At 51.8% G+C, this 15,564-nt stretch carries 9 protein-coding genes; 3 read left to right on the plus strand and 6 right to left on the minus strand.

Going from position 1 to position 15,564, the window contains the following annotated elements:
- Positions 1 to 141 precede the first annotated feature (141 nt).
- The 3 genes from SBG_RS06685 to malX form a co-directional block, all read right to left on the minus strand.
- The gene (locus SBG_RS06685; protein WP_043942388.1) at positions 142 to 3,906 is read right to left on the minus strand and encodes an inverse autotransporter beta-barrel domain-containing protein; all 3,765 of its coding nucleotides are present in this window, start codon (positions 3,904 to 3,906) and stop codon (positions 142 to 144) included.
- Positions 3,907 to 4,405: 499 nt separating this feature from the next.
- On the minus strand, positions 4,406 to 5,578 hold the full coding sequence (locus tag SBG_RS06690) for a MalY/PatB family protein (protein ID WP_000459422.1): 1,173 nt from the start codon (positions 5,576 to 5,578) through the stop codon (positions 4,406 to 4,408).
- Positions 5,579 to 5,587: 9 nt separating this feature from the next.
- Positions 5,588 to 7,180, minus strand: a complete 1,593-nt coding sequence (malX, locus tag SBG_RS06695; RefSeq protein WP_000210762.1) for a maltose/glucose-specific PTS transporter subunit IIBC — start codon at positions 7,178 to 7,180, stop codon at positions 5,588 to 5,590.
- Positions 7,181 to 7,352: 172 nt separating this feature from the next.
- Here malX and SBG_RS06700 point away from each other — a divergent pair, with 172 nt between their 5' ends.
- Entirely contained in the window at positions 7,353 to 8,381 is a 1,029-nt protein-coding gene (locus SBG_RS06700) for a Mal regulon transcriptional regulator MalI (RefSeq protein WP_000951923.1), read from the plus strand.
- 46 nt (positions 8,382 to 8,427) lie between these two features.
- Here SBG_RS06700 and SBG_RS06705 read toward each other — a convergent pair whose 3' ends face one another.
- Both SBG_RS06705 and manA read right to left on the minus strand, forming a co-directional pair.
- Entirely contained in the window at positions 8,428 to 9,936 is a 1,509-nt protein-coding gene (locus SBG_RS06705; protein ID WP_000753345.1) for a YdgA family protein, read from the minus strand.
- A 101-nt stretch (positions 9,937 to 10,037) separates the two neighbouring features.
- The gene (gene manA / locus SBG_RS06710; protein ID WP_001170631.1) at positions 10,038 to 11,213 is read right to left on the minus strand and encodes a mannose-6-phosphate isomerase; all 1,176 of its coding nucleotides are present in this window, start codon (positions 11,211 to 11,213) and stop codon (positions 10,038 to 10,040) included.
- A gap of 199 nt (positions 11,214 to 11,412) precedes the next feature.
- Between manA and fumB the strand changes: the two genes are divergently transcribed.
- Positions 11,413 to 13,059 (plus strand): class I fumarate hydratase, encoded by a 1,647-nt coding sequence (gene fumB, locus SBG_RS06715; RefSeq protein WP_000066589.1) that lies wholly within the window; start codon positions 11,413 to 11,415, stop codon positions 13,057 to 13,059.
- A 156-nt stretch (positions 13,060 to 13,215) separates the two neighbouring features.
- Complete coding sequence (gene fumC / locus SBG_RS06720) at positions 13,216 to 14,619, plus strand: class II fumarate hydratase (RefSeq protein WP_000259127.1); 1,404 nt, start codon at positions 13,216 to 13,218, stop codon at positions 14,617 to 14,619.
- Here fumC and tus read toward each other — a convergent pair.
- The gene (gene tus / locus SBG_RS06725) at positions 14,616 to 15,545 is read right to left on the minus strand and encodes a DNA replication terminus site-binding protein (protein ID WP_000092485.1); all 930 of its coding nucleotides are present in this window, start codon (positions 15,543 to 15,545) and stop codon (positions 14,616 to 14,618) included. The genes fumC and tus overlap by 4 nt on opposite strands.
- Positions 15,546 to 15,564: the final 19 nt, after the last annotated feature.

The following is a 15,564-nucleotide window of genomic DNA, read 5'->3' on the forward strand; positions in this document are numbered from 1 at the left end:
TAAAAATTTTGCGAAAACTGAGCTATTGCATTGTAAAAATAGACATAGTGGCGATATTCACCGCCATATCGCGGAGGGAGTGTTAGAAAGATGGTATTATTCTCTAACACTCTCCCTGTCAATGCATGTGGCTTGCCTTAGTCATCGCATCTTAGGATACACCGTTAATTCCCAGCTTGAAGAATGTGAGGATTGCTGTCCATTGGCCGCAATCACCATACATTCAATGTAATATCTTGCTCCAAAGCTTCCGTGGATTTCCCCAAGCGATTTCAACGCCTCTTGCGGGATGACCACAGTGGTGTTTTCACCATAATTGACTTTTTGTACCGGGCTCGTCCAGTCCGTTTCTGATGCGGTTCCCATGGTATAGACCATCGAACACTGAACCGAATCTGAGGTATACATATCCATCCACGGTTTAACGGGCACTGAAAAACCGTCAGGTGCTTCGGTGGCGACAACTTCGCTACTGAAGGGTAAGTCAAGGCTTGGCTGAGTGGTCACTGCGACATAGGGCGCGTGAAGAGTAACGCTGTTGGAGCTCATATTATTGACCGTCGCGCTGACTGTCGCTTCGCCATAGTCATTGAATCCCAGACCCAGCGTCGCGCTTCCGTCTTTTTGCGTCGTCTTTTGCGTAACGCCATCAATGATTATCCCTTTAGACGGGATATTCCAGGTCACGCTGGCATCAGGTACCGGCTCGCCTCTCTCATTCGTCACCGTGAGCGTTGCGGTATCATAATTCGGGTTTTGCCAGCCGCCGGAGGTATGGTTATCGACGGTCACCGCCAGGTTAAGGTTAATCGTATGCCTGAAAGTCACCGTGATACTGTCAGTACTGTTGCCCGTAGAACCCGAGACAGTCACGGTTTCCGCCGTGGTATCCGTCAAGGCTGCTGTCGCCATCCCCTCGCTGTTCGTCATGTTGCTGGAGGATTTTAGTTTGGCTCCTCCCGAAACTTCCCATGTCACCGTCTGGTTTGCCAGAGGCGTTCCGTTCGCGTCAGTGACCTGGGCGACTACGCTATTTTCATCCTTTCCCGATGCGGCGGCATTATCGGATTTGATTGTCAGGGCAATGGTGGCAGAAACGGCAAAAACACTATCCGCGGCACCTGATTTACCATTTTCCAGCGTAGCGATAACCTGAACGGTTTCCGCTGTTTTATCGATGATATTCACCGTTGCCAGTCCATTCGCGTCCGTTTTGCTACTGCTGGCTGAGGCTATTTTTGCAGAGCCATTGACACTCCAGGTGACAGTGGCGCCTGGTACACTATTACCATTCTCATCTTTAACCGTAACCTGCGCCACATTGGGCGTTGTCCCATTTGCCGGGCTATTATTCGTCGTCATTATAACCGTCGGGATGCCGGCTGTTTTATCCGCCGTGAACGAAGAGCGCTGAGTCTGGTTATTTCCATTCTCCAGCTGCGCTTTTATCGTCACGGTCTCGGCTTTTGTATCGGTAAATTTCACCGTCAGTGTACCCTTCGTATCCGTTTTTCCGGAAACGGCCTGGAGTTTTGCTGAACCATCAATGCTCCAGGTAATATCAGCGTTTGGTACGGGATTTTTGTTGCTGTCCACGACGGTTACCGTTGCCTGGTTAGTCGCCGTACCATCAGCGATAGCATCACTTGTGGCGGTTAGGGTGCTGATAATTTCGCTGGCTGAGTCAACGATAAATTTGCTTTGCGCGCTTAGCGTGCTGCCATCAGATAAACTGGCGGTAATGACCGGGTTTTCTGCAACGGTATCGGTAAAGTTGACGGTTGCTTTACCGGTGGCATCTGTTTTTGACGCGGAGGCAAATTTAACTGTCGACTTGTCGGCGCTCCAGCTTACTTCCATATTGGCTATAGGGTTACCTTGTGCGTCTTTTACATAAACTTCGGCCACATTGGCGTTTGAACCGTTTGCTGGTGCGCCATCGGATGTAACTTTTAAATCCTGCAACACCGCACTTTTATTATCGGCAACAAAATTTGCCGCCGCTGTTTTTGTATTGCCGTTATCCAGCGAGGCAGTCAGAACTACCGTCTCTGCTACTGTATCGGTGAAACCGACGGTGAGCGCCCCCTGGGCGTCAGTATGAAATGATTTTTCCGCCGTGGCTTTTGCCCTGGCCGTCGCCGCGCCGAAGACAACGGTATCCTTGTCGGCGCTGAGGGAGACGTTCGCATTGCCTACCGGCGCGCCGTTACTGTCTTTCACCGTGATAGTGACCTGGTTTGCCGATGTACCGTTCGCCGGGCTGTTATTGCGAGTCACATTCATCGTATCGATCATGGCGGTGGCGGCATTCGCGGCAAAATGTCCCTGGCCGGAGGCACTTTTATCTCCCGCAGTCACGGTGACTGACACCGCGCCGGCCATTGTAGAGGTGAACTCTGCTGTCGCCTGTCCATTGGCATCCGTGGTGGCGCCGGCATTTTTCAGGGTGCCTGGCGCACCCACGCTCCAGCTTACCGGGCTATTGGCGATGGCCCGGCCATTAACGTCAGTGACAGTGGCCTGGGCCTGGTCAGTCGCTTGTCCGTCCGCTATGCTGTTATCCCGAGTGATTTTCAGGGCGATATTGCTGACGGTCACCGTGTTAAAACGGCTATTCTGGCTGGCGACCACCGCACCGCTTTTCGCGGTGATGTTCACTACCTCGGCGACCGTGTCGGTGTAATTTACCGTGGCAATCCCGTTGTCGTCTGTCACGCTGGTCGGGGCGGCGATTTTTGCCGTACCGGTGGTGGTCCAGGTAATCGCGGCGTTACGAACCGGTTGGCCATCCTTATCTGTGGCCTGGACCTGTGCGGTGTCCGGTGTCAGACCGTCTGACGGACTGTTGTCTACCGTTACCTGCAGGTTAAGGTTGCTGACACTCTGCTGTTCTTTCTTTTTGTATTGCAAAATAATCTGGTTATTACGCTCCACCAGATCGTAGCGGCTGCCCGCCAGGCTACGCTGAATCCGGACATTGTCCGGATCGATCTGGTAACGCCAGTCATGACCAAAATCATAGCGAAAGTTCGCCTGCAACTGCGTGTCGTCCATTGAATCCTGGCCGCGTTTATAGTTTAGCGCCAGTTGTACCAGCGGAATCGGAGTATAACTGATGCCCGTCGTGATGGCGGAAGGATTGTTCTGCAAATGATCGGTGTCGAACAGAGCGACTTTATCGCCATAGTATTGTTCGTACATCAATTTTGCGCCTAACTGTGGATAAGCAGGAAGATAGCCCTCGGCGCGGATATCAAAACCATCCGCCGGTTTTTCGTTGTAGTCATCGAAATCCCGTGAGCTGTGCCAGTCGGTAGTGCCAATATAGGTATTAGCCGATAACTTCAGGTTGTTAGTCCAGGCTTCCGCGCCAAAACCAATGCGGCGGTTTTTACCGGTAAAATCGTCGTCAAAAAAGACGTTACCACCAAACATCCAGTTCTCAAGATAAAATGTACGCACGCCCAGGCCTACGTTGCCGGTAGTGCGACCGTCTGGCGCGCGAAGCCCCAATTGTGTAAAGAGGACCGATTTTTTATTGTCATAAATCGGCACCAATAAATCCAGAGCGCTGTCGTCCCAATTGCCGTTATCATCGACATTAAGCTGGACGCGTGCTGTGCCAAATTGATTCAGCCACTGCTCCACAGAAGAGGCCGCCGCGCCGGTTGCCATAGTTGTTGCCGCGCTTTTTATGCCATCAGAACCATTAGCGGCACCGCTGGCGAGGGCGCTTAATTGTTGGGAATAGGGCGTTGTTGTCGCGGTCTCTTCAGGCTGAGTAGAGGCCGCATGAGCCGGGAAAACCGTAAAAAGCGGAAATATTGTCTGGAGTATGATCTGGCACCAGACAATAATCTTACTTCTCACATTAAGTAGAATATTAATTTTAGATATTTTCATTTTCAGCACGCAAGAATGAGACGCAACGCTGGGTTGCGAATCTTTAGGTTTAAAATAAAGTTCGTTAAATCCTGTAATAAGGATAGAAGAGATAATTTAAAATAAAATTTTATTTGAGCGGATGATACAGGAAATTTTAGGGTTTTTGTTATGGCTGTCTTAAATTGGATAAAATGTATAATTGTTTGTTTTATATGAATTTATATCTCCACAATACACTGGTGTGCTTTTTCAGATGCCTCATGTGATGTGAGTTAAAGATGTGGCTGGTATTCTGACGCGTATAAAAACCACATATTACCTTAGGGAAATAAAATACCTGCGTTCAAATACTGTTATCCGTGGCCGGGTAAGAAATGCGTCAGGCAGGAACGTTATGTTTGTGGGATCTTTAATGTATTCTATAAAGGTATTTTGCTCTCAATCTGGCCGTTTTATCATTCTCATGTGACACAGTCGAATGATAAAACGGCATAACCTCTTTATGGTGTGGCGGATATCAGCGAACAGTACGAATAGCGTTAATTAACCCGTTGAGGCCTTTTTCAAGTTTTGTACGTGGACATCCGGCATTCAGCCGCACAAATCCCCGACCCTCTGCGCCATAGGTATCGCCGGGCATAATGGCAACTTTCTCCCGGTGAATCAGCGTATCCTGTAATTTTTGATCGTCGATGTCGAGCGGACGGAGATCAATCCAGGCCAGATAGGTCGATTGCGGCGCCTGCCAGTTCAATGTTGGAAAAGCGTTATTCAGCGTCTGCTCGATATAGCGCATATTGTCTGCCAGGTACGTGCGTAACGCATCCAGCCACGACGCGCCGTGCTGATACGCAGCAATATGCGCTGTCAGGGAGAGCACCGCAGGCGAGGAGAGGCCGTCGCGGCCTTTTAATGCGGCCAGGTAGCGTTCCCGGCTTTCGCTATTTTCAATTACGCCATATGCGCCGGTTAATGCCGGAATATTGAAACTTTTCGAGCCGGAGGAAAGCAGTGCCCAATCGCCACGCGCGACATTGCTCCAGGGAATATGCGGCTGGCTTCCCCATACCATATCCATATGAATTTCATCAGAAATAACCCGTACACCATGACGCTCGCACAGCCCGGACATCGTTTCAAGCTCGTCACGCGTCCACACTTTACCGGTAGGATTTTGTGGACTGCACAACAGCAGGATTTTGCTTTCCGGACGTGCCAGCGCCGCGTCCAGCTTTGCCATGTCGCAATACCATGCGTTGCCTTCTTTCTCCAGAGGTACAGGGGTGATGCGACGACGGTTACCTTCAATCGCTTTATAAAAAGCGTCGTAAGCAGGGGTATGCACTACCACGCCATCGCCTTCATCGGACCACTGGCGGATAAGTTCCGATACCATATAGATGACGGAAGGGCCATATACAAGGGCATGGGCATCAAGCGTGGTCTGATGACGTGTTGCAAACCACCGGGAAATCGCGCCTAAAAACGCTTCGTTTTTCCAGCGGCTGTAACCCAGCACGCCGTGGGAAAGTCGTTGGTTTAGCGCTTCCAGGATACACGGTGCGGTGGCAAAATCCATATCCGAAATAGTAAACGGGAGCAGATCGGCTTCGCCAAAACGATCGGCGACATAATCCCACTGCGTACACCATGTACCGTGACGGTCAACTTCCTGTGAAAAATCGAACATATCTCATCCTTATGCCTGAACGGTATTCATCAGACCAACCATTTCATCTTTTACAGATTGAACCTGCGGGCCAATAACGACCTGCAAATTATGCTGATTAAGCTGCACTACGCCTATTGCACGATTGTCCTTTAACGCCTGGACATCCACAAGCGCCATATCTTTCACCGACAGACGCAGACGGGTAATACAGTTGTCCAGGCTCACGATGTTTTCTGTACCACCTAACGCCGCCAGGATGGCAGGGACGTTGTAGCCGGATTTCCCAGGAGCGCCAGCAATGGCTTTTTCGATGCTGGCGGCGATTTCCACTTCGCGTCCCGGTGTTTTGAGGTTAAAGCGTGTAATGGCGAAGCGGAAAATGACGTAGTAAACCGCAAACCAAATCGCCGCCACCACCGGTACCAGATACCATTTTGTCGACAGGCCATGCAGGATGCCAAACACCACAAAGTCGATAATATTGCCATCCGTATTGCCGATAGTGACGCCGAGAATCGCCATAATGGTAAAACCCAGTCCGGTAAGCAGAGCATGAATAACGTACAGCACGGGCGCGACGAACAGGAACAAGAATTCAAGAGGTTCCGTTGTGCCGCCGACGACGCAGGCGATTAAACCGGAAATCAATAGACCTTTAATTTTAGGGCGGTTTTCCGGACGGGCGCAGTGGTACATCGCCAGTGCAGCACCTGGCAAGCCGCCGAGAAACGCCGGCATTTTGCCTTGCGATAAGAAGCGAGTGGCGCTTTCAGAGAAGCCGTGGGTTGTCGGGCAACTGAGTTGGGCCTGGAAAATGGTCAACGCGCCGCTGACGGTATGACCGCACACCTCTTGCGTACCACCCGCTTCGGTAAAGCGAATCAGCGCCACCAGAATGTGATGCAAGCCAAAGGGCAACAACAGACGTTCGCCAGTGCCGAAAATCATCGGTCCAAAGTTGCCGGCGCTGTTGATGATATGGCCCAATCCACTAATGCCCAGCGCAAAAACCGGCCATACAAGCGGGATAACCAGCCCGATAAGGCCCATAACGACGGCAGAGACGATAGGCACAAAACGCGTGCCGCCGAAAAAGGCCAACGCATCCGGTAAACGAATATTATGGAATCGTTCGTGCAGCATCCAGACAATAATACCTGCAATAACGGCGCCGAGGATGCCGGTATCGATTGAGGGGATGCCCAGAATGTTTTGTACGTTATTGGCTTTCAGCACCACTGCGTCAGTGGTCGGCAGGATGCCTTTTGCCGTGAGCCAGAAGTTGACCGCAAGGTTCATTACCGCGTAGCCAACGAATCCGGCAAACGCGGCGACGCCTTTATTTTCTCGGGCCAGACCGAGCGGGATGGCAATACAAAACATCACTGGCAGAAAGCTAAAGGCAAAAGAACCCACTTTACTCATCCAGGTGAAGATGGCCTGTAGCAACGGATTGCCCAGCGCCGGGAGCAAGGTGATAACGTCGTGACTACTGAGCGAGCTGCCGATACCGAGCATAATGCCGCAAAATGAGAGCAGGGCGACGGGCAACATAAACGTTTTGCCTAATTGCTGGAAAAATTCCCAGAGCGTTATTTTGGGCGTGGTGTTCGTCGTCATCTAACGATTCCTTGTAAGTAAAGTCGGGGGTGAGGTTATGATGACGAGAAGATAAAACGTTTTACCCAATTTTAGTGCGGCATTAATCACATTACTGACTGATAATAACGCGTATAAAAGTAGTAATCAGATAAAACGTTTTATCTGGTATATTCCGGAGTGCTTTGTTGACATGGCTATTGCCAAAAAAATCACTATCCATGATGTTGCGCTGGCGGCCGGGGTGTCGGTAAGCACCGTTTCCTTAGTGCTGAGCGGGAAGGGCCGAATATCGGCGGCGACCAGCGAGCGGGTGAACGCGGCAATTGAACAACTGGGCTTTGTGCGTAACCGCCAGGCATCCGCGTTGCGCGGCGGACAAAGTGGTGTTGTCGGTTTGATCGTCCGTGATTTATCGGCGCCGTTTTATGCTGAATTAACCGCAGGATTAACAGAAGCGCTGGAAGCGCAGGGACGCATGGTCTTTCTTCTTCATGGTGGGAAAGATGGTGAACAGTTAAATCAACGATTTACGATGTTGCTCAATCAGAGCGTGGATGGTGTAGTGATTGCCGGTGCGGCTGGCTGCAGCGAAGCGCTGAGAACGCAGGCCGAAAAAAAAGGTATTCCGCTCGTGTTTGCCTCACGTGCCAGCTATCTTGATGATGCGGATACCGTTCGGCCCGATAATATGCAGGCGGCGCAACTCCTGACGGAATATCTTATTCGTCAGGGTCATCAGCGCATCGCCTGGCTGGGCGGGCAAAGCGCCTCCCTGACCCGGGCGGAACGCGTAGGCGGCTACTGTGCGACGTTGCTAAAATATGGTTTGCCGTTTCACAGCGAGTGGGTACTGGAATGCGTCTCCAGTCAGAAACGGGCCGCCGAAAGTATTACCGCGCTGTTGCGTTATAATCCGACCATTAGCGCCGTCGTCTGCTACAACGAAACCATTGCGATGGGGGCATGGTTTGGGTTATTGAGAGCAGGGCGACAGAGCGGCGAGAGCGGTGTCGATCGCTATTTCGAACAACAGGTGTCGCTGGCGGCATTTGCTGACGTCGCAGAACAGGCGCTCGACGACTTGCCGATTATCTGGGCCTGCACGCCGGCGCGGGAAATTGGCTATACTTTGGCTGAACGCATGTTACAGCGTATTGCTCACGACGAGCACCATTTGCGAAGTCAAACGATAGCCGCCCGGCTGGTGATGCCAAAATAGCGAGCAATAAAGCCGGGTGCGGCAGGTGCGACACCCGGCAAGACGATTACTGTTGCGGCAGCGCCGGAACGTCCGGAACGGAAAGCGTAGGCATGCCAAAAAGACCGACAAAGTCTTCCAGCGGCATTTTTTGCCCGTTGAGCGTGACTTGGCCATTAGCGTACTGCAAACTGGAGGCGATGGTATTATCCTTCAGCGTCGTGAGCCGGAACATCTGGCCCATTGCGGACAGCCCCTGAACCTGTTGTTTGGCCAGTTTTTCCGCATCATCCTGTTGATAGCCTTCCAGTTTAGCGATCTGCGTCATGAATTCGACCGCCATGTCCATCGGAATCGCCAGTTTTGCATCCAGCGATTTTACGGATTGGTCAACTTCTTGCGCCAGGGTTTGCGGTTGTGCCGTTGTCGTTGCCGGATCTTTCAGGAACAGCGACAGGTTCAGCGTGGTTTCCCCTTTGGCGTTTTTCCAGCTGAGCGGCGCCAGAGTCAGCACGGGGTCGCCTTTTAGCAGCACAGGTAGCGCGCTAAAGAACGCTTCGGTGACTTTTTGCTGATAAAGCTCAGGGTTTTGTGCCACGTCCGGCTGGTTCAGCAGTGCCTGCGTTTGTGCATTATATTGCTGACTAAACTGATGCCAGGCTTCGCCGTCGATTTGCCCGACTTTCAGCGTTAATTTACCGCTGCCCAAATCCTGATTCTGCACTTTCAGGCTGTCAAGCGTGTAATCCAACTGGCTATTAATGGTTTTTCCATCGTTAACGAGATCGGACTTACCGGCGATTTCCATCCCCTCCAGCACCGCCATCTCCTTGCCTTCAATCGCGATGGACAGCTTATCCAGGGTTAACTTTTGGTCGCCGACTCGTTCGCCAAAGCTTGCCAGTTTACTGGTGCCGTCTGTTTTTAAATTATTAAAGGTAAGTTGTACCTTCTGATTGTATTCGTTAACGGCGTCGACCAGACCACTCTGTGCTTCCCCTGATAGTGAGACCACATTACCGTCTTTATCGGCATTAAGTTGAAAATCTCCGCCGCTAAAGGCGACTTTTTCACCAGCATTCTCATAATTTAATGGATTGAGAGAGATATCAGAGCGGGTATCACCGCCGTAGCCAATACGGGTATTGATAACAAAAGGCCTCTCTCCTTTCGCAATATCAAAGAGTGGTTTTGTTGCGTCGTTATTCACCAGTGTGGTTTTTACCGACGCCATAGAAGGAATAAGATTGAACGTTTTGAGCTGGGCGAGCGGGAAGGGGCCATGAGAGACGGACTCGTCCAGCACAACGCTTTGCCCAGGTTTTAACCAGGTATTATCTGCGCCGGCAACCGGTTTGACAACCAGTTGCAGATGGCTACTGAAGACGCCGCGCTGATAGTTTTGATAACTTAATTCAACTCCGGCCTCTGGCGCAGTACGTTTGAGTTGCTCATTGGCTTGAGTCACCATTTCTGCAAGATGGCTCTCCAGCTTCTTCCCCGTATACCAGGCGCCGCCTGTCCAGACGATGCCAAGTGCAATCACTACACCTGCAGCTACCAGCGTTTTTTTCATATCAATTGTCCATAAAATGAAACCAGGCGGATTAGACCGCCTGGAGGAGTTTCACGTCTTTTATAAGCTTAGCAAGAGTTGTTAAAAAATTCAGTACGTTGCTACAGCTTGTTATAAACTCGCGCTAAACGGCCTGTACCGCTGGCGTTAACCGGAGATTCATCTGCGCCGATGAAGGCGGATTCTCCCGGCTTCAGTATCAGGCGTTGTTCGTCTTTACGTAATACCGCCTCACCCTCAACGCAGAACAGAATCGCCGCGCTGTGCTGGTCAATACTTGTCTCCTGAAGTGACAGGTCGTGCAGCGAGAAGGCAAAATCGTCAACCGGAATCGGGAAGTCCAGCTCCGCGCCGCTTTTCACAGGAGTGGTTAGCAACTCGCGGGCTGGCTTAGGTTCGAACTTCACGTTTGCCACCAGTTCAGGGATATCGATATATTTGGGGGTAAGACCGGCGCGCAGGACGTTATCGGAATTCGCCATCACCTCCAGCGCAACGCCCTGCAGATAAGCATGCGGTGTTTCAGCAAACAAAAACATCGCCTCGCCGGGATTCAGTTTGACCACATTCAGCAGTAAAGGAGAGAAAAGCCCGCTGTCGTCAGGATAGTACTCTGAAATCACGCGGATCGTTTGCCACGGTTCGCCCTGTTGGCTGTTAAGCGCTGCTTTGAGTACGGCTAACGCGCGGGATTTTTCCTCACCTTGCATATTCAGCAGGCTGGCGAAAAGCTGGCTCAGTCGTTCGGCATCCGGCGCTTGTAAAAAATGAGCGATGGCAGAATGCGCCCCCGCGATAGGTTGCAGTAAAGAAACAATGTCAGAAAATTCACGAAACGCATTCATCGCCAGAAAGGGAGTCAGGGCAAAAACCAGCTCCGGCTTATGATTGGGGTCTTTATAGTTCCGCTCGGCAGCATCCATGGGTATACCTGCCGCATTTTCTTTAGCAAAACCGACTTCAGAGTTGCGCTTATTGGGATGGACCTGAATAGAGAGCGGCTGCGCGGCGCATAGCACTTTAAACAGAAACGGCAATTCGCCGAAACGCCTGGCTACAGCATCGCCCAGTAGCGCGGTTTTATTATTTTCGATGATATCGCGCAGAGAGACGGTTTCGCCGTCGGCGCTGGTAATGCGCGAGCTGCTCTTCGGGTGAGCGCCCATCCAGAGTTCGGCCATTGGCTGCTGCTGCGGATTTTCAATGCCATAAAGTTCCGTTAACGCAGTTTTACTTCCCCAGGCATAGTTTTGCACTGAGTTAATGAGTTTTTGCATTATCAAGCCCTGTTTCAATGTGGAAATGAATAGGGGTATTAAACCAAGAAACCCGGCTGAAGTAACCTCCGGGCGTAAAAAGTCGTACTTGTCTCAGTTTTTGTTAAAAAATTGTGTAGGATAGTGTAACTCGCTTTTAGTCGGGCAATGGAAATACCTGCCCAGAAAATAACCATACCGAGCGGTAAGTGAGAGTACAATGTCAAACAAACCCTTCTTTTATCAGGATCCTTTTCCTCTTAAAAAGGATGATACCGAATACTATTTATTAACCCGCGAACATGTTTCCATCGCCGAATTTGAAGGACAAGAGATCCTGAAAGTTGCGCCGGAAGCGTTAACGTTGCTGGCGCGTCAGGCCTTCCACGATGCGTCTTTTATGCTGCGTCCGGCGCATCAGCAGCAGGTGGCGGATATCCTGCACGATCCGCAGGCCAGTGAAAACGACAAATATGTTGCGCTGCAATTCCTGCGAAATTCCGATATCGCGGCGAAGGGCGTATTGCCTACTTGCCAGGACACCGGTACAGCCATTATTGTCGGTAAAAAAGGCCAACGGGTGTGGACGGGAGGAGGAGATGAAGCCGCGCTGGCTCGCGGCGTGTATAACACCTATATCGAAGACAATCTGCGCTATTCGCAAAACGCGGCGCTGGATATGTATAAAGAGGTTAATACCGGCACCAACCTGCCGGCGCAGATCGACCTCTACAGCGTCGATGGCGACGAATATAAATTCCTCTGTATCGCCAAAGGCGGCGGATCGGCGAATAAAACCTACCTGTATCAGGAAACCAAAGCGCTACTGACGCCGGGTAAACTCAAAAACTATCTCGTCGACAAGATGCGTACGCTGGGAACTGCCGCCTGCCCGCCGTATCACATCGCGTTTGTGATTGGCGGTACCTCAGCAGAAGCCAACCTGAAAACGGTGAAGCTCGCCTCGGCAAAATACTACGATGCGCTGCCAACCGAAGGAAACGAGCACGGGCAAGCGTTCCGGGATGTTGAGCTGGAAAACGAATTGTTGCTTGAGGCGCAAAATCTTGGTTTAGGTGCGCAGTTTGGCGGCAAATATTTCGCTCATGATATTCGTGTTATCCGTCTGCCGCGCCACGGGGCATCGTGTCCGGTTGGCATGGGCGTCTCCTGTTCTGCGGATCGGAACATCAAAGCCAAAATCAACCGCGAAGGGATCTGGATTGAGAAGCTGGAGCGTAATCCCGGTCAATATATCCCGGAAGCGCTGCGTCAGGCAGGAGAGGGCGAAGCGGTACGTGTCGACCTTAACCGTCCCATGAGCGAGATTCTGCAACAGCTTTCGCAATATCCTGTATCGACGCGTCTGTCGCTGAACGGCACGATCATTGTGGGGCGTGACATTGCGCACGCTAAACTGAAAGAGCGGATGGACAGAGGCGAAGGCTTGCCGCAGTACATTAAAGATCATCCCATCTATTATGCAGGGCCGGCAAAAACGCCAGAAGGTTATGCCTCCGGGTCGCTTGGACCTACGACCGCAGGGCGGATGGACTCGTATGTGGATCAGCTCCAGTCGCAGGGCGGCAGTATGATTATGCTCGCGAAAGGCAACCGCAGCCAGCAAGTGACCGATGCCTGTAAGAAACATGGCGGCTTCTATCTGGGTAGTATCGGCGGCCCGGCAGCCGTTCTGGCGCAGGGCAGCATCAAGCGCCTGGAGTGTGTGGAATATCCTGAGTTGGGTATGGAAGCTATCTGGAAAATTGACGTGGAGGATTTTCCGGCCTTCATTCTGGTGGATGATAAAGGCAACGATTTTTTCCAGCAGATTCAGACATCACAGTGCGCACGCTGCGTTAAATAATGTCGCCGCCTTTCGCGGCGGTGACATTAAGCGGTTTCGCCGGATAGCGTCTTATCCGGCCTATACCATTATAGGGTTATCGTTAATACTCATAAAACCGCAAACACGTGGGCAATGTCGACACATGACCTAATCAACTTGCATAAGGAGAAGGTAATGGTAACGGTACGCCGCGAGAAAGATTCGATGGGGGCGATTGAGGTCCCGGCAGATAAACTGTGGGGGGCGCAGACGCAACGTTCGCTGGAGCATTTTCGGATTTCCACGGAGAAAATGCCCGTTTCGCTCATTCACGCTCTGGCGTTGACCAAGCGCGCCGCTGCGCAGGTCAACCAGGACTTAGGGTTGCTGGCAGCCGAAAAAGCCAGCGCGATTATCCAGTCGGCGGATGAAGTGCTGGCGGGAAAACATGCTGATGAGTTTCCGCTGGCGATTTGGCAGACCGGGTCCGGTACGCAAAGCAACATGAATATGAATGAGGTGTTAGCGAACCGCGCCAGTGAAATTTTGGGCGGCGTCCGGGGTATGGAACGCAAGGTACATCCCAACGATGACGTCAACAAAAGCCAAAGCTCGAATGACGTCTTTCCGACCGCGATGCATGTGGCGGCGCTACTGGCATTACGCGAACACCTCATCCCACAATTATCTGCGCTAACGGAGACGCTGCGCGATAAATCCCACGCCTTCGCCGATATTGTCAAAATTGGCCGTACTCATCTGCAGGACGCGACGCCACTCACCTTAGGCCAGGAGATTTCCGGTTGGGTAGCCATGCTGGAACATAACCTCAGACACATTGAGCACAGTTTACCGCACGTCGCGGAACTGGCGCTCGGCGGAACTGCAGTGGGGACAGGGCTTAATACCCACCCGGAATATGCCCGGCGCGTCGCTCAGGAACTGGCGACGATTACCGCGGCGCCGTTTGTTACCGCCCCGAATAAATTCGAAGCGCTGGCGACCTGTGACGCGTTGGTACAGGCGCATGGCGCATTAAAAGGACTGGCGGCCTCGCTCATGAAAATCGCCAACGATGTTCGCTGGCTGGCATCCGGCCCGCGCTGCGGCATTGGTGAGATTGCTATCCCGGAGAATGAGCCGGGGAGTTCTATTATGCCAGGCAAAGTGAACCCGACCCAGTGCGAAGCGCTAACGATGCTGTGTTGCCAGGTAATGGGGAACGATGTCGCGATCAATATGGGGGGGGCATCGGGCAACTTTGAGCTCAACGTGTATCGCCCGATGATCATTCATAATTTTCTGCAAACGGTGCGCCTGTTGGCTGATGGCATGGAAAGTTTCAATAAACACTGTGCGTCAGGGATCGAGCCAAACCGTGAGCGTATTGCGCAGTTACTGAATGAGTCGCTGATGCTGGTTACTGCACTCAATACGCATATCGGTTACGATAAAGCGGCAGAGATTGCGAAAAAAGCGCATAAAGAAGGGTTGACGCTGAAAGCCTCAGCCCTGGCATTAGGGTATCTTACTGACGCCGAGTTTGACGCCTGGGTACGTCCGGAGCAGATGGTTGGCAGTATGACGCCGGGACGTTAATCCGCCACATACAGGTGCAGCCGTGGGATAATCAGTCGCAGCGGCTGTGCCTGTGGTTTAAAACGGTGCTGAATATTATCTGCGTCATAATTTTCCAGCCCGCCAATATCCGGCACGCCTGCGCCATTATCAGTATTGATGAGCGCAATAATCGGCGTGGGGCAGGCGTGTTGCACCTGTTTCTGCTGACCTTTATACCAGATGCGGGCGATAGGCTGTACTTTCACCGGGCGCTTAATCTTGAGTTTAGCCTGCTGCGGTAACGCGGCGATATCCTGATATTCCCGTTCCAGTTTGCTTTGCCACTGCTCACGCGTCCACGGCGGTACGCTACGCGGTGACGCGAGGCTTTTTTTCAACTGAGCCAGAACTTCATCCCGGCTCAGATTCTTAATAATATGTTTATTTGCCCAACCGAAACGTATAGTGGCTGGGTTATTAATCAGCGTCAGTGTGCGGTAAGCGTTCAGTGTAATTAAGCCGGGTAGATGCCGGTGTACCCACTCAAAACGCGCCGCCGAAGGGAGACCGGACTCTACCGTCACCAACTGCTCGAAGGCGGTTTTCAACTGGTTAATGCGCTGCACCTGGCTCTCCAGATCTGCCTGCGTGGCATTATTCACCTGATAACACATAACGCCGGGCAGGCGAACGGCAGCTTTACTGCTGCGGTTTTCGGACTGCTGTTGAATAAATAAATGGCGATAGTGACGCAACGTCAGCGCTTCGGCCTCTTTCCCCAGATGTTGCGTTACCTCGATAGTGTCCAGCGGCGCATGTTCCGCCTCTTTGGTTATCTGAGGTAGTGAAAAAACACGGGCGATGAGCAGTGAATGCTGTTGTAGATTATCTGTCAGCGCCGCCAGGTGTTGTTCTATCTGGCGAAAAGTACCGTTCAGGCGTTCAACGAGATCGTAGCGGGACATTATAATGCTCATTTTAGTT

This window comes from Salmonella bongori NCTC 12419 (assembly GCF_000252995.1).
Classification (GTDB): Bacteria; Pseudomonadota; Gammaproteobacteria; order Enterobacterales; family Enterobacteriaceae; genus Salmonella; species Salmonella bongori.

Excerpts from the sequence above, each read along its gene's own strand:
- SBG_RS06685 (WP_043942388.1), bottom strand. The coding sequence starts at position 3,906 with ATGAAAATATCTAAAATTAATATTCTACTTAATGTGAGAAGTAAGATT.
- SBG_RS06690 (WP_000459422.1), bottom strand. The coding sequence starts at position 5,578 with ATGTTCGATTTTTCACAGGAAGTTGACCGTCACGGTACATGGTGTACG.
- malX (WP_000210762.1), bottom strand. The coding sequence starts at position 7,180 with ATGACGACGAACACCACGCCCAAAATAACGCTCTGGGAATTTTTCCAG.
- SBG_RS06700 (WP_000951923.1), top strand. The coding sequence starts at position 7,353 with ATGGCTATTGCCAAAAAAATCACTATCCATGATGTTGCGCTGGCGGCC.
- SBG_RS06705 (WP_000753345.1), bottom strand. The coding sequence starts at position 9,936 with ATGAAAAAAACGCTGGTAGCTGCAGGTGTAGTGATTGCACTTGGCATC.
- manA (WP_001170631.1), bottom strand. The coding sequence starts at position 11,213 with ATGCAAAAACTCATTAACTCAGTGCAAAACTATGCCTGGGGAAGTAAA.
- fumB (WP_000066589.1), top strand. The coding sequence starts at position 11,413 with ATGTCAAACAAACCCTTCTTTTATCAGGATCCTTTTCCTCTTAAAAAG.
- fumC (WP_000259127.1), top strand. The coding sequence starts at position 13,216 with ATGGTAACGGTACGCCGCGAGAAAGATTCGATGGGGGCGATTGAGGTC.
- tus (WP_000092485.1), bottom strand. The coding sequence starts at position 15,545 with ATGTCCCGCTACGATCTCGTTGAACGCCTGAACGGTACTTTTCGCCAG.